This window comes from Nocardia sp. 2TAF39, from assembly GCF_052114905.1.
Lineage (GTDB): Bacteria > Actinomycetota > Actinomycetes > Mycobacteriales > Mycobacteriaceae > Nocardia.
In genome coordinates, this window is sequence record NZ_JBFRFQ010000028.1 from 45,168 (window position 1) to 57,525 (window position 12,358).

The following is a 12,358-nucleotide window of genomic DNA, read 5'->3' on the forward strand; positions in this document are numbered from 1 at the left end:
CGCGCCCCCGAATCTGACCGGCGGGGATACAGTTTCTCGCAGATCGGAAGAGGCGTTTTCGGTGCGACAGCAAACACTGGGTAACAGTTGGAGTCAGACCGAGACGGAGGACGTGCGATGACCACTCCCCAGGAGAAGGCGGCGGCGGCGCGTCAGGCGGCGCGGGAGGCCGCGCAGGCCGCGGCCGAGGCGGAGGCTGCCGCGGCGGCCGCGGAGCGTGAACTGGCCGAGCAGGAAGCGGCCGCTGCGGGAGCGAGCGGTGCGGACGCGGTGACGGCGCCGGAAAACACCCCGGCGAAGGCGGAGCGGACCACGCAGCAACAGAAAGCCGATGCCGAGCCGAAGGAAGCCCCCGCCCCGTCAGGTCCGGCCGAGGAGATCGCCGCGGGATACGCATTCGAGAGCGCGGCACTGGAGCTGGGCACGGTTGTGGTCGACGGGACCGTGGATCCCGCCGCGCACGTCAGGATTCCGATGCGGACGATGAACCGGCACGGCCTGGTCGCGGGCGCGACCGGCACCGGAAAGACGAAGACACTGCAGACCATCGCCGAACAGCTCTCGCGCGCCGGGGTTCCCGTGGTGCTCGCTGACATCAAGGGTGACCTGTCGGGACTGAGCCGGCCAGGGCAGACCAACGACAAAATCAGCGCACGCGCCGCGGAGACCGGTGCCGAGGAGTGGGCGCCGACCGGGTTCCCGACCGAGTTCGTCTCGCTGGGGACCACCGGAATCGGCGTGCCCATCCGCGCGACCATCACCTCGTTCGGGCCGGTACTGCTCAGCAAGGTGCTCGAGCTCAACGAGACGCAGGAGTCGACCCTCGGCCTGATCTTCCACTGGGCCGACAAGAACGGCCTCGCGCTGCTGGACCTGAAGGATCTACGCGCCGTGATCACCCATCTCACCAGCCCCGACGGAAAGGAGGACCTGAAGGGCATCGGCGGCGTTTCCGCGGCCACCGCTGGCGTGATCCTGCGCGCCCTGGTGAACCTGGAGGCCGACGGCGGCGACACATTCTTCGGTGAGCCGGAACTGGATCCGTCGGACCTGGTGCGGATCGCGGGCGGGCAGGGCGTTATCACGCTGTTCGAGTTGGGCGCGCAGGCGGCGCGGCCGGTGCTGTTCTCCACCTTCCTCATGTGGGTGCTCGCCGACCTGTTCCAGACGCTGCCCGAGGCCGGTGACGTGGACAAGCCCAAGCTGGTCTTCCTCTTCGACGAGGCTCACGTCCTTTTCTCAGACGCCTCGAAGGCGTTCCTGGATCAGGTGGAGCAGACCGTCAAGCTGATCCGGTCAAAGGGTGTCGGAGTGTTCTTCTGCACCCAGCTGCCCACCGACATCCCGAATCAGGTGCTGTCCCAACTGGGTGCGCGCATCCAGCACGCCCTGCGCGCGTTCACCCCGGACGACCAGAAGGCGCTGTCGAAGACGGTACGCACCTACCCCAGGACCAGCAGCTACGACCTGGAGGACGCGCTCACCTCGCTGGGCACCGGCGAGGCGATCGTGACGGTGCTCTCGGAGCAAGGGGCGCCGACTCCGGTGGCCTGGACCAGGATCCAGCCACCGCGTTCGCTGATGGACACCATCGGAACGGACGCGATCAAGTCGCACGCGCTGACCAGCGCGCTCGCCGCGAAGTACGGGCAGACCGTCGACCGGGAGTCGGCCTACGAGCTGCTCGCCGCGAAAGTCGCTGCGGCGGCGCAGGCTCCGGAGGCGGCCCCAGCTCCGGGCCGCGCCGCGCGGCGCGAGGAGGAGTCGACCGCCGAGCGCATCATGAAGAATCCAGCGGTGAAGGGATTCCTGCGGTCGGCGGCCGCCGCGGCGGGTCGTGAAATCAGCCGCAGCCTCTTCGGTACCCGCCGCCGCTGAGCACCGCGGACGGCCACACCCGATCCCGGGCGCGGGGCCTGCCCGGCTCAGTGCCCGACGTCGCGGGCGAGCAGATCCGCCGTGGTCTCGCGGCGCACCAGCTCGCGGGCGCGGCCGTGGCGCACCGCGATGATCGGCGGCCGCCCGACACTGTTGTAGGACGAGGCCAGGCTGTGGTGATAGGCGCCGGTGCACGGCACCGCGAGCACCTCGCCTGGGCGCAGGTCGGCGGGCAGCCGCACGTCGGCGGCGAGGATGTCGCCCGCCTCGCAGTGGCGACCGGCGACCGTCGCGGTCATGTGCGGACCGCACGGATGGCGGCTGGCCACCACCACCTCGTACCGGGCGCCGTACAGCGCGACGCGCGGGTTGTCGCTCATGCCACCGTCCACCGTGACGTAAGTGCGCCCCCCGTCGATGTGCTTGACCGAGAGCACTCGGTACAGCGTCACGCCAGCCCTCGCCACGATGGCCCGGCCCGGTTCCAGCGCGATGACGGGGCGCGGGAAGTGGTGGCGCGCGCAGGCGGCGTCGAGGGCGTCCTCGATGATGTCGGCGAGTTCGGTCGGATTCATCTCGGCGTCGCCGCTGCGATAGGCGACTGCGTGCCCGCCGCCGAGGTCGAGTTCGGTGAGGATGATGCCGTGGTCCTGCCGGACCCGCGCCATCTCGGCGACCATCCGCCGCGCGGCCTCACCGTAGTGATCCGGGTCGTGGATCTGCGAGCCCAGATGGCAGTGGAAGCCGACCAGCGTCAGGTTGGGCTGGCGGATGATCCGGTCGATCGCCTCCGCGGCCATGTCGCTACCGATCGGAAAGCCGAACTTCTGGTCGAACACACCGGTGCGCACGGCGGGATGTCCGTGCACATCTATGCCGGGCGACAGGCGCAGCAGCACCCGCTGTGGTGTGGTCGCGAGCGCCGAGAGCAGAGTGATTTCGGTGAGTGAGTCGACCACGATCCGGCCGACTCCTGCGCGCACCGCCATCTCCAGCTCGTCGAAGGACTTTCCGTTGCCGTGCAACATGATTCGATCCGGATGTACCCCGGCGGCGAGCGCGACGGCAAGCTCGCCCGCCGAGCACACGTCGACCGAAAGCCCCTCCTGGGTAACCCATTCCGCTACCGCGCGAATCATCAACGCCTTGCCCGCGTAGATGATCTCGGCCTCGGGGAAGGCTTTGCGGTAGGCCCGGCAGCGGGACCTGACCTCCTCCTCGTCGAGGACGTAGGTGGCGGTGCCGTACTGATCGGCGATATCGGCGAGGGCCACCCCGCCGAGGGTGATCCTGCCGTCGCCGTCATAGTGCGTGTCCCGCGGCCACACCGCGGAATCGAGGCGCGAAGGCATTCCGGACCGCAAAGACGGGAATATATCGAGCAGCGTCACGGTGTTCTCCTGGTTTGCCCGCTTTCTCTCAGTGCGGGGTCGATGCCAGGACTACGCCGGGTTACAGGGCTGTGGGCTGGTCTTTTGCGTATCTTTGACCACCGGCGGGTGGTTCTTGACAGGTTGCTGACGCGGTCGGTGACGGAGGTCTCTCAGCCGCCGAGCTTCCGGTAGAACGCGCCAGCGATGGGTGCGGTGAACGCGCGGGGACCGTATTGGCCTGCGACACTCATCCCCTTGCTGATGAGGCCGGGAACCACCCGCATCTTGTTGCGGGCGAGTGCGTCGATGGACACCTTGGCGGTGTATTCCGAAGAGACCCACATGAAGTCGGGCACGATACGGTCCACGATCGAGGCGTCCGCGGGATCGGGGGTCTCGGTGCGGACCGGGCCGGGGGCGAGCAAGGTGACGTGCACCCCGGAGTCCTTCAACTCGCCGCGCAGTGACTCGGAGAAGGTGTTGGCGAACGCCTTGCTCGCGGCATAGGTGGCGTTGTTCGGGATCGGCATGTTGCCCGCCGCGGAGCCGCTGATCAGGATCCCGCCGCCACCGCGGGCGATCATGCCCGGCAGCACGGCAAGCGTCAGATCGTGCACCGCGACGGCATTGAGCTCCATCTGGGCGCGCTCGTAGGCCGGATCCAGTTCGGCGACCGCACCGAAGGTCGCGATGCCCGCGTTGTTGCACAGCACCGCGATGTCGCGGGCGGCCAACTCCTCGACCAGCTCGTCGCGCTGGGTGCGATCGGCCAAGTCGACCGCGCGCACCTCGGCGGCGATGCCGTGCGCCAGCGTCAGCCGCTGCGCGAGTTCGGTGAGCAGCTCACCGCGTCGGGCGACCAGGATCAGCGAGTAGCCGCGGGCGGCGAGTTCGGCGGCCAACGCGGTGCCGATGCCGGAGGAGGCGCCGGTGACGACCGCGCGGTTCTCGGAGGTGGGAGAGGGCAGGCTCACCCGGTGCAGCATAGAGGGCGCAGCCGGACGAAGTCCGTCCGCAGCGCGCGCGGGCCGAGGGAAGGCTCGGGACAGCCTGGCCAGACCTTGCTCCGGTGCTGGCTCTCTCCGACCGGCGGTGATTCGGCTACCTGCGCTGAACCACGGATGACGCACTGCGTGAAACGAACATGCCGTGCCGTTGTGTGAACCTGACAGCGGCCGGGCGTCGATGATGTCGACCGGCTGCCGGAGGTGCCGGTCAGAGGCGTGCGGCCAGGCGGGTGCCCTGGTCGATAGCTCGTTTGGCGTCGAGTTCGGTGGCGAGGTCCGCGCCGCCGATGAGATGCGGGTTGACGCCCGCGGCGCGCAGCGGGGCCGCCAGATCGCGGACGGACTCCTGGCCCGCGCAGACGATGACATTGTCAACCGGAATCAACTGCGGACGTTCGTGTTTCGCGCCGAAGCTGACGTGCAGGCCGTGGTCGTCGATGCGCTCGTAGTTCACACCGCCGATCTGCTCGACGCCCTTGGCTTTCAGCGCAGCACGGTGCACCCAGCCGGAGGTCTTGCCGAGGTCTTTGCCGAACGGCGTCGTCTTGCGTTGCAGCAGAACGACTTCGCAAGCGGCGGGAGCGGGCTTGGGCGTGGTCAGCTGGCCGGGGGCCTGCTCGTCATCGGAGGTGACGCCCCACTCTTCCTTCCATTCGTCCAGTTTCAGCGCGGGATGTCCTTCGACGGTGAGGAATTCGCTGACGTCGTAGCCGATGCCGCCCGCCCCGATCACGGCGACGCGCTTGCCGACCGGCTTCTCCTCGCGCACCAGCTCGGCGTAGGTGAGCACCATGGGGTGGTCGATACCGGGGATGTTCGGAATGCGCGGTTGCACGCCGGTGGCGAGCACCACGTCGTCGTAGCGGCCCTCGATGAGTTCGTCGGCGCCGACGCGCTTGTTCAGATGCACAGTGACGCCGGTGATCTCGAGCATCCGGTTGTAGTACCGGATCGACTCGTCGAACTCCTCCTTGCCCGGGATTCGGCGGGCGATGTCGAACTGTCCGCCCACCTTGTCGTCGGCCTCGAACAGATCGACGCGGTGGCCGCGCTCGGCGAGGTTCACCGCCGCGGAAAGACCGGCCGGGCCCGCGCCGACCACCGCGATCCGCTTGGTGCGGCGAGTGGGCAGCAACGTCAGCTCGGTCTCGTGCCCGGCACGGGGATTGAGCAGGCAGGACACGGTCTTGTGCTGGAAGGCGTGGTCAAGGCAGGCCTGGTTGCAGGCGATGCAGGTGTTGATCTCGTCGACCCGGTCCTGCGCGGCCTTGTTCGCCCACTCGGGGTCGGTGAGGAACGGGCGGGCCAGCGAAATGAGTTGGGCGTCGCCGCGAGTCAGGATCTCCTCGGCCACCTCGGGCATATTGATCCGATTGGACGCGCAGACCGGAATGCTCACCTGCGCGGTGACCTTCGCGGTGAACTCCACGAACGCCGCGCGGGGCACCGAAGTCACGATGGTGGGTACCCGCGCCTCGTGCCAGCCGATGTCGGTGTTGAGGACGTTCACCCCGGCTGATTCGAGTTCCTGGGCCAGCGCGATGATCTCCTCGAAGGTCTGCCCCTTCTCCACCAGGTCGGCCATGGACAACCGGAACACGATGAGAAAGTTCGGGCCGACCGCGGCGCGGGTGCGGCGCACGATCTCCACCGCGATCCGGCGCCGGTTCTGCGCCGAGCCGCCCCACTTGTCGGTGCGCTTGTTGGTGCGTGATGCGAGGAACTGGTTGATGAAATAGCCTTCACCGCCCATGATTTCGCAGCCGTCGTAGCCGGCGAACTGGGCGAGCTTCGCGCAGCGGGCGTAGTCGTCGATGGTCTGCTCGATGCCCTTGGTCGAGAGCTTGCGCGGCCGGAACGGATTGATCGGGGCCTTGATCGAGGAGGCCGACACGCTGCCGGGCAGATAGGAGTAGCGGCCCGCGTGCAGGATCTGGATGGCGATCTTGCCGCCCTCCGCATGTACCGCCTTGGTGATCGCACGATGCCGGTACGCCTCGGTCTTATTGGTCAGTTTCGCGCCGAACGGTAGGAGCCAGCCGGTGCGGTTGGGCGCGTAGCCGCCGGTGATGATCAGGCCGACGCCGCCGCGTGCGCGTTCGGCGAAGTAGGCGGCCAGCTTGTTCGTGTCCCAGGCGCGATCCTCCAGGCCGGTGTGCATCGACCCCATCACCACGCGGTTGCGCAGGGTGGTGAAGCCGAGGTCGAGCGGCTCGAACAGATGGGGGAAGGAGCTCATGGGTGCGTCTCGCCTTTCTCCGTCGCTCCGCGCGCGGGGCTGACGCGCGGGTGCAGTGCGTGCAGAACTTCGTCGCACCATTCGACGAAACCCGACTCCACGCGGATGCCCGCGCGCAGGACGAGGTACTGGTGCAGGGCTGTCCCGGAGAGCTGGCCGGGGACGGGGAAGTCGCGTTTCTCGATGACCAGATACAAGTCGAGCCGCTGCGCATGCTGGTCACGGTGGCGGGAGACCTCGGTGCGCAGCGCGTCGATGTCGCCGTAGGCGGCGGCGCGGATCTTCACCGCGAGCTCGTTGCGGGGGGTGCCGGAGTCGGACGGTTCGGCAATCCAGCGGGCGAGCTCGGCGCGCCCCGCGTCGCTCACCGAGTAGACCTTCTTGTCGGGTCTACCCTCCTGGGTGACCGACTCGCTATCGAGCCAGCCGGACTCCGCCATGCGCTTGAGTACCCGGTAGATCTGCTGGTGGGTGGCACTCCAGAAGTAGCCGATGGATTTGTCGAAGCGGCGCGCCAGCTCATATCCCGAGCCGGCGCGCTCGGTCAGCGATACCAGCAACGCATGCTCGATGGCCATGCGGTCAGCGTAGACGGCACATTCGGCGCTATGCAACTGAGTGCATATTGATTGCGCAGTGCTTTCCGGGCCGGGTCGCCAGGACGGGCGTGCGCGAGTGGCCCCGTGCACGGGTGTCGGCGGATAGGCTGCGCGGCATGACCGAGGTGAACGCGCGGGCGACGGTTGGGCAAGCCGCCGGGCGCGGGCAAGTGGTGGCGTGGGGCTTCTGGGACTGGGGGTCTTCGGCGTTCAACGCTGTCATCCTCACCTTCGTGTTCTCGGTGTATCTCACCGACAAGGTCGGTGACGATCTGCCCGGCAAGGTCTCCGCCAGCGCGTGGTTGGGCTGGACGCTCGGGATCGCCGGACTCATCGTCGCGCTGACCGCGCCGGTCAGCGGCCAGCGCTTCGACGCGTCGGCGAAACGCAAACGTTCCCTGGGCATGTTGACCGCACTGACGGTCGCCGCGATGACGCTGATGTTCTTCGTGCACGACGACTACCACGACCTGTGGCTCGGACTCCTGCTGCTCGCCTTGGGCTCGGCCTGCTTCGAGTTGGCCAGCGTGCCTTACAACGCGATGCTGCGGCAGGTGTCCACCCCGGCCACGGTCGGCCGGGTTTCCGGATTCGGCTGGGCGATGGGCTATTTCGGCGGCATCATCCTCCTGCTGATCTGCTACTTCGGATTCATCTCCGGCGAGGGCGACAATCGCGGACTGCTCGGGATACCCACCGACGAAGGGTTGAACATCCGCCTCGTCGCTGTGCTGGCAGCCGTGTGGTTTGCCACCTTCGCGCTCCCGGTCCTGTTCGCGGTGCCCGAAATGCCGCGCACGGACGCCGATCCAGGGGCGGCGAGCGCCGGGTTCCTCGGGTCGTATCGAGTACTCTGGCGCGACCTGCGTGAGCTGTGGCGTGTCGATCGCCGCACGGTGGGTTTTCTGGTCGCCAGCGCCGTGTTCCGCGACGGGCTCGCCGGGGTGTTCACCTTCGGAGCAGTGCTCGCCGTCCGGGTCTACGGGATCGCCGATTCGGATGTGCTGCTGTTCGGCATCGCCGCCAATGTCGTTGCGGCGCTGGGCGCGATCGTCGCGGGCCGGTTCGACGATCGAGGTGGGCCGAAGATCGTCATCGTGGTGTCCCTGGCTGCCATGCTGGTATGCGGGCTCGGGTTGCTCGTGGTGTCCGGCCCGCTGATGTTCTGGATCTTCGGGCTGCTGCTCACCGTCTTCGTCGGCCCGGCGCAGGCGGCGGCGCGATCCTTCCTCACCCGCCTGGCTCCGCCTGGACGCGAGGGTCAGCTCTTCGGCCTGTACACGACGACGGGACGCGCCGTGTCCTTCCTCGCCCCAAGCCTTTTCGGCCTGTTCGCCTGGTTGTTCGACGCCGATCGCGCGGGCATCGCCGGTCTGCTTGTCGTGCTCGCGATCGGACTCGCGGCGCTGCTTCCGGTGCGGTCGCCGGACCCGCTCGCAGCGCAAGAGGGGATCGACCCGGCGCTCGGCGAGCCCGGGCTCGGCGGCTGACGTTTCCTGGGCACGTGCCGACTCACTGTTGCTTCGGCGGCCGCCACGCGCCCATGCCGAGCGCGATCAGCCGCATCTGCTGCACGGTGCGGTCGATGATCACACTCTCCTCGCGCGGTGCGGCCGACACGTAGGCGGCGATCCCCTCGGTGACCGTCGCAACCATGAGGTCGGCGGCGATCTCCAGATCGTGGGGGGTCCAGGAATCCAAGGCGCTGATCCGGGAGAGGTCGGCGACGAGTTCCCGCACGATCAGCCGCAGCTCCAGCGCGATCGCCTTGCGCAGCGCCGCGGAGCCACCGTGCCGCTCCCTGGTGAGGAAGCCGAACAGTTCACGCTTGGGGCCGACCTGCTCGAACACGAAGCGCACCGTGTCCGACAGGCTCGCGTCCGAGTTGCGGCGAACTTCGCGCAGCGCGAGACGCAGCGCGGTGACACCGCCGTCGACCAGTGTCGCGCCCAAGTCGTCCAGCGACGCGAAGTGCCGGTAGAAGGCGGTGGGCACGATGCCTGCCGAGCGGGCGATCTCCCGCAGGCTGAGCGCGGCGAAACCGCGGTCGGCGGCCAATGCCAGGGTGCCGTCCAGGAGTGCCTGCCTGGTCCGTTCCTTGCGTTCGCCTCGGGTCGCTGCCTGCTCGCTCATCACGGTGAGCATACATCCGTTCACCATTTGAATTATCCCGAGCTGTCGTTCGGGTCACATGTTTTGCCGGTTGACACCTGCCCCCTGTCATCGGTCACACTAGTTGAGTGTACATACGTGCACTGAAATCTGGGTCGCACGTCGTCAGCAGACAAGAGGCATGGAGAACGAATGGTGGATCTCATCAACCTGGTGCAGACCCTGACCTCGCCGCACCCGCTGGACCGGTACCTGGAACTGGTACGCCCTACGCTGACCGTCCGGGACATGCGGGCCGAAATCACCCACGCGGACCGCTCGGTGCCGAGGTCGGTGACGCTCACGCTGCGCCCGACCCGGCAGTGGAAAGGCCATACCGCCGGACAGTACGTCCAGATCGGCGTGGTGATCGACGGCGTACGGCATGTTCGGTGCTATTCGCCGGTCAATCCGGAGAACGGCCGGGATCGACACATCCAGCTCACCGTCAAGGCGCATCCCGGCGGTCTGGTGTCGCAGTTCCTCTACCGCAACGCCACACCTGGCATGGTGGTCGATCTGACGCCCGCCAACGGCGTTTTCCGGCTCCCCGAGCCGCGCCCGGAGCGCGTGCTGCTGATCAGCGGCGGCAGCGGCATCACGCCGGTGCTGTCCATGCTGTGCACGTTGGCCGACGAGGGTCACGGGGGCGAGGTCGTGTTCCTGCACTACGCGAAATCGGCGGAGTTGGTCCCGCACCGCACCGAGCTCGACGCCATCGCGCGTCGGCACCAGAACTTCCACATCGAGCTGCGTCATCCGTGGCGATCGGAGCGGGCCGCGAGGCCGGTCGGCCCTGGGGCGCCGTGGGTGGACCTCGCGCCCGCGCAGGGCAGCGGGTACTTCGACTACGACGAACTGGAGCGTGTGGCGCCCTGGTTCGCCGACGCGCAGACCTATGTGTGCGGTCCGCAGCCTCTGATGGATGCGGTGCGCAAGGTCTACGAGGCCGAGCAGCTGGGCGACCGGCTGCACACCGAGGAGTTCACTCTCTCCGTCGCGCCGACCGACGCGACGGAAACCTGTGGCACGGTGAACTTCTCGGGCAGCGGGGTCAGCGCGGACAACACTGGCGCGACCTTGTTGGAGCAGGCCGAATCCGCCGGTCTCACGCCCGAGTACGGCTGCCGCATGGGGATCTGCTTCTCCTGCACCGCGGTCCGCCGTACCGGCTGCACGCGCAATGTGCGCACCGGCGAGAGCGACAGCGATCCCGATCAGCCGATCCAGCTGTGTATCAGCGCGCCGGTCGGCGACGTCGAGATCGACATCTGACAACGAAGGGCAGTAATCATGACCATCCTCGCCGAAACCGAAGACGGACCGTTGGTCCTGAGCCCGGAGCAGATCGAGGAACTCGGCCGCGAACTCGATGAGCTGCGCGCCGCGATCGTCGCCGATCTCGGCGAGCGCGACCGGGAGTACCTGTACTCCATCATCAAGGCGCAGCGAGGGTTCGAGATCGCCGGGCGCGGGCTCATGTACCTCGGCTTCCTTCCGCCGTTCTGGCTGGCCGCGGTGGCCGCACTGAGCGTGTCGAAGATCCTGGACAACATGGAAATCGGCCACAACGTGATGCACGGCCAGTACGACTGGATGCGTGAGCCGGGCCTGAATTCCCGTGTCTTCGAGTGGGACACGGTCTGCCCGGCGGACCAGTGGAAGCACTCGCACAACTATCTGCACCACACCTACACCAACATTCACAACAAGGACCGTGACATCGGCTACTCCATCCTGCGGATGGACGAGGGCCAGAGCTGGAATGTGCTGCGTCTCGGGCAGCCGCTGTACGCCTTCGTGCTCATGGTGCTGTTCGAGTGGGGCGTGATGGGTCACGACCTCGAAATCGAGAACATCCTGAGCGGCAAGAAGAAGTGGCCGGAGGTCAAGCAGTTGATCCTCGGCCAGTGGCGCAAGGCGAGCAGGCAGGTACTCAAGGACTACCTGGTGTTTCCCGCGCTGACCGGGCCGCTGTTCTTCCACACGCTGGCGGGCAACATCACCGCCAACCTGGTGCGCAACGTGTGGGCCTTCGCGATCATCTTCTGCGGCCACTTCCCGACCGGCGTACAGACGTTCACCGAGGAGGAGACCGCGGACGAGACCCGCGGCGAGTGGTACATCCGTCAGATGCTCGGCTCGGCGAACATCACCGGAAGCAAGCTGTTCCACATCATGTCGGGCAATTTGTCGCACCAGATCGAACACCACCTGTTCCCCGACCTGCCCGCGAGCCGCTATCCCGAGATCGCGCCCACCGTGCGCGCATTGTGTGAAAAATACGGGCTGCCGTACAACACCGGTTCGCTCGGCAAGCAGATCGGCTCGGTGTGGAAGAAAATTTTCAAACTCGCGCTGCCACCTCGCATGGTCGGGAGCGAACCATCTCCCGGTGTTATCGTGATGCGTCAGCGAAAGGCAAGCGAAGTGGGCGTGTGAATGATAGGGAAATTCGAAAGCAACAAGGACCTCATTCAGGAATTGACATCCTCGGGCGCCAAGCATGTGGGCAATATCGCCAACATCATCACCGGCACCGTCGCGGAAGTGACCAGGGAGATCGGTGAGTGGATCACCGATGCGATCGAGATGAACGAGGCGGCCGCCACGGCCAGGAAGGACGCGGCGGCGCAGCAGGATCTCGATCTCGACTGGGCCGACGACGTCACGGGCCCCGTCGCCGAGCCGTCGCCGACCGAGCCGGCGTTCGTCGACGCCGAGGTCGTCGAGCCCGAGGTCGACAAGCCGCGCTGATCTCCACACAGGCGGTCTGCGCCTGCGTTCTGCGTTCGCCTCGATTCGGGTCGTCGAGTCGGCGGAACGCGCGAAGCAACGCGGCGGGCGATGGCAGCCCCTCGGCTCCGAAACGGAGTTCAGCGTATTCGGCTGGCATGGGAGCGATGATTCGAATCCTGGATACGCCAGGGCCGAGGGGGATTTCGATGGGGCACCCCTCGGCTCCGGCGCAGTCCCGTATCCGGACGTCACCCCACGGTTCACCGGCACGGCGAAGAAACCGGGAAATCCGCGACGATGCGAGGAGCGAGACGGCCCGAGAAATCGGGACACTTTCAGGAAAGCGCGGTCGCCGAATTCGCGCAATAGCAT

The 12,358-nt window shown here is 67.2% G+C and carries 10 protein-coding genes; 5 read left to right on the forward strand and 5 right to left on the reverse strand.

The annotated features are described in order from the left end of the window. The first annotated feature begins 117 nt into the window (after positions 1-117). Positions 118-1,878, forward strand: a complete 1,761-nt coding sequence (locus tag AB4Z47_RS18710) for a helicase HerA-like domain-containing protein (protein ID WP_441952375.1) — start codon at positions 118-120, stop codon at positions 1,876-1,878. 47 nt (positions 1,879-1,925) lie between these two features. On the opposite strand, the gene lysA is transcribed toward AB4Z47_RS18710, so the two are convergent. The 4 genes from lysA to AB4Z47_RS18730 form a co-directional block, all read right to left on the reverse strand. After that, on the reverse strand, positions 1,926-3,269 hold the full coding sequence (gene lysA, locus AB4Z47_RS18715; RefSeq protein WP_441952377.1) for a diaminopimelate decarboxylase: 1,344 nt from the start codon (positions 3,267-3,269) through the stop codon (positions 1,926-1,928). Positions 3,270-3,421: 152 nt separating this feature from the next. Then, positions 3,422-4,225, reverse strand: a complete 804-nt coding sequence (cmrA, locus tag AB4Z47_RS18720; RefSeq protein ID WP_441952379.1) for a mycolate reductase — start codon at positions 4,223-4,225, stop codon at positions 3,422-3,424. A gap of 241 nt (positions 4,226-4,466) precedes the next feature. Beyond that, a complete protein-coding gene (locus tag AB4Z47_RS18725) occupies positions 4,467-6,497 on the reverse strand; it encodes an FAD-dependent oxidoreductase (RefSeq protein WP_441952381.1) in 2,031 nt (676 codons plus the stop codon). Continuing rightward, positions 6,494-7,075: a PadR family transcriptional regulator gene (locus AB4Z47_RS18730; RefSeq protein WP_441952382.1), complete on the reverse strand. Its 582-nt coding sequence runs from the start codon at positions 7,073-7,075 to the stop codon at positions 6,494-6,496. The genes AB4Z47_RS18725 and AB4Z47_RS18730 overlap by 4 nt, the downstream gene beginning before the upstream one ends. Positions 7,076-7,212: 137 nt before the next feature. On the opposite strand from AB4Z47_RS18730, the gene AB4Z47_RS18735 reads away from it, so the two are divergent. Continuing rightward, positions 7,213-8,586, forward strand: a complete 1,374-nt coding sequence (locus AB4Z47_RS18735; RefSeq protein ID WP_441952384.1) for an MFS transporter — start codon at positions 7,213-7,215, stop codon at positions 8,584-8,586. Between the two features lie 22 nt (positions 8,587-8,608). Here AB4Z47_RS18735 and AB4Z47_RS18740 read toward each other — a convergent pair whose 3' ends face one another. Then, on the reverse strand, positions 8,609-9,229 hold the full coding sequence (locus AB4Z47_RS18740) for a TetR family transcriptional regulator (RefSeq protein ID WP_441952385.1): 621 nt from the start codon (positions 9,227-9,229) through the stop codon (positions 8,609-8,611). 171 nt (positions 9,230-9,400) lie between these two features. Here AB4Z47_RS18740 and AB4Z47_RS18745 point away from each other — a divergent pair, with 171 nt between their 5' ends. The 3 genes from AB4Z47_RS18745 to AB4Z47_RS18755 are packed head-to-tail and all read left to right on the forward strand — an operon-like array spanning position 9,401 to position 12,004. Continuing rightward, on the forward strand, positions 9,401-10,522 hold the full coding sequence (locus tag AB4Z47_RS18745) for a ferredoxin reductase (protein WP_441952387.1): 1,122 nt from the start codon (positions 9,401-9,403) through the stop codon (positions 10,520-10,522). Between the two features lie 18 nt (positions 10,523-10,540). Continuing rightward, positions 10,541-11,689, forward strand: coding sequence for a fatty acid desaturase family protein (locus AB4Z47_RS18750; RefSeq protein ID WP_441952388.1), 1,149 nt, complete (start codon positions 10,541-10,543; stop codon positions 11,687-11,689). Next, positions 11,690-12,004, forward strand: coding sequence for a hypothetical protein (locus tag AB4Z47_RS18755; protein WP_441952390.1), 315 nt, complete (start codon positions 11,690-11,692; stop codon positions 12,002-12,004). It abuts the gene before it with no gap. Positions 12,005-12,358 lie beyond the last annotated feature (354 nt).

Bases quoted from the DNA above. Each gene is read 5' to 3' on its own strand.
- AB4Z47_RS18755 (WP_441952390.1), top strand. From the start codon at position 11,690: ATGATAGGGAAATTCGAAAGCAACAAGGACCTCATTCAGGAATTGACA.
- AB4Z47_RS18740 (WP_441952385.1), bottom strand. From the start codon at position 9,229: ATGAGCGAGCAGGCAGCGACCCGAGGCGAACGCAAGGAACGGACCAGG.
- AB4Z47_RS18725 (WP_441952381.1), bottom strand. From the start codon at position 6,497: ATGAGCTCCTTCCCCCATCTGTTCGAGCCGCTCGACCTCGGCTTCACC.
- AB4Z47_RS18750 (WP_441952388.1), top strand. From the start codon at position 10,541: ATGACCATCCTCGCCGAAACCGAAGACGGACCGTTGGTCCTGAGCCCG.
- AB4Z47_RS18710 (WP_441952375.1), top strand. From the start codon at position 118: ATGACCACTCCCCAGGAGAAGGCGGCGGCGGCGCGTCAGGCGGCGCGG.
- AB4Z47_RS18745 (WP_441952387.1), top strand. From the start codon at position 9,401: ATGGTGGATCTCATCAACCTGGTGCAGACCCTGACCTCGCCGCACCCG.
- AB4Z47_RS18730 (WP_441952382.1), bottom strand. From the start codon at position 7,075: ATGGCCATCGAGCATGCGTTGCTGGTATCGCTGACCGAGCGCGCCGGC.
- AB4Z47_RS18735 (WP_441952384.1), top strand. From the start codon at position 7,213: ATGACCGAGGTGAACGCGCGGGCGACGGTTGGGCAAGCCGCCGGGCGC.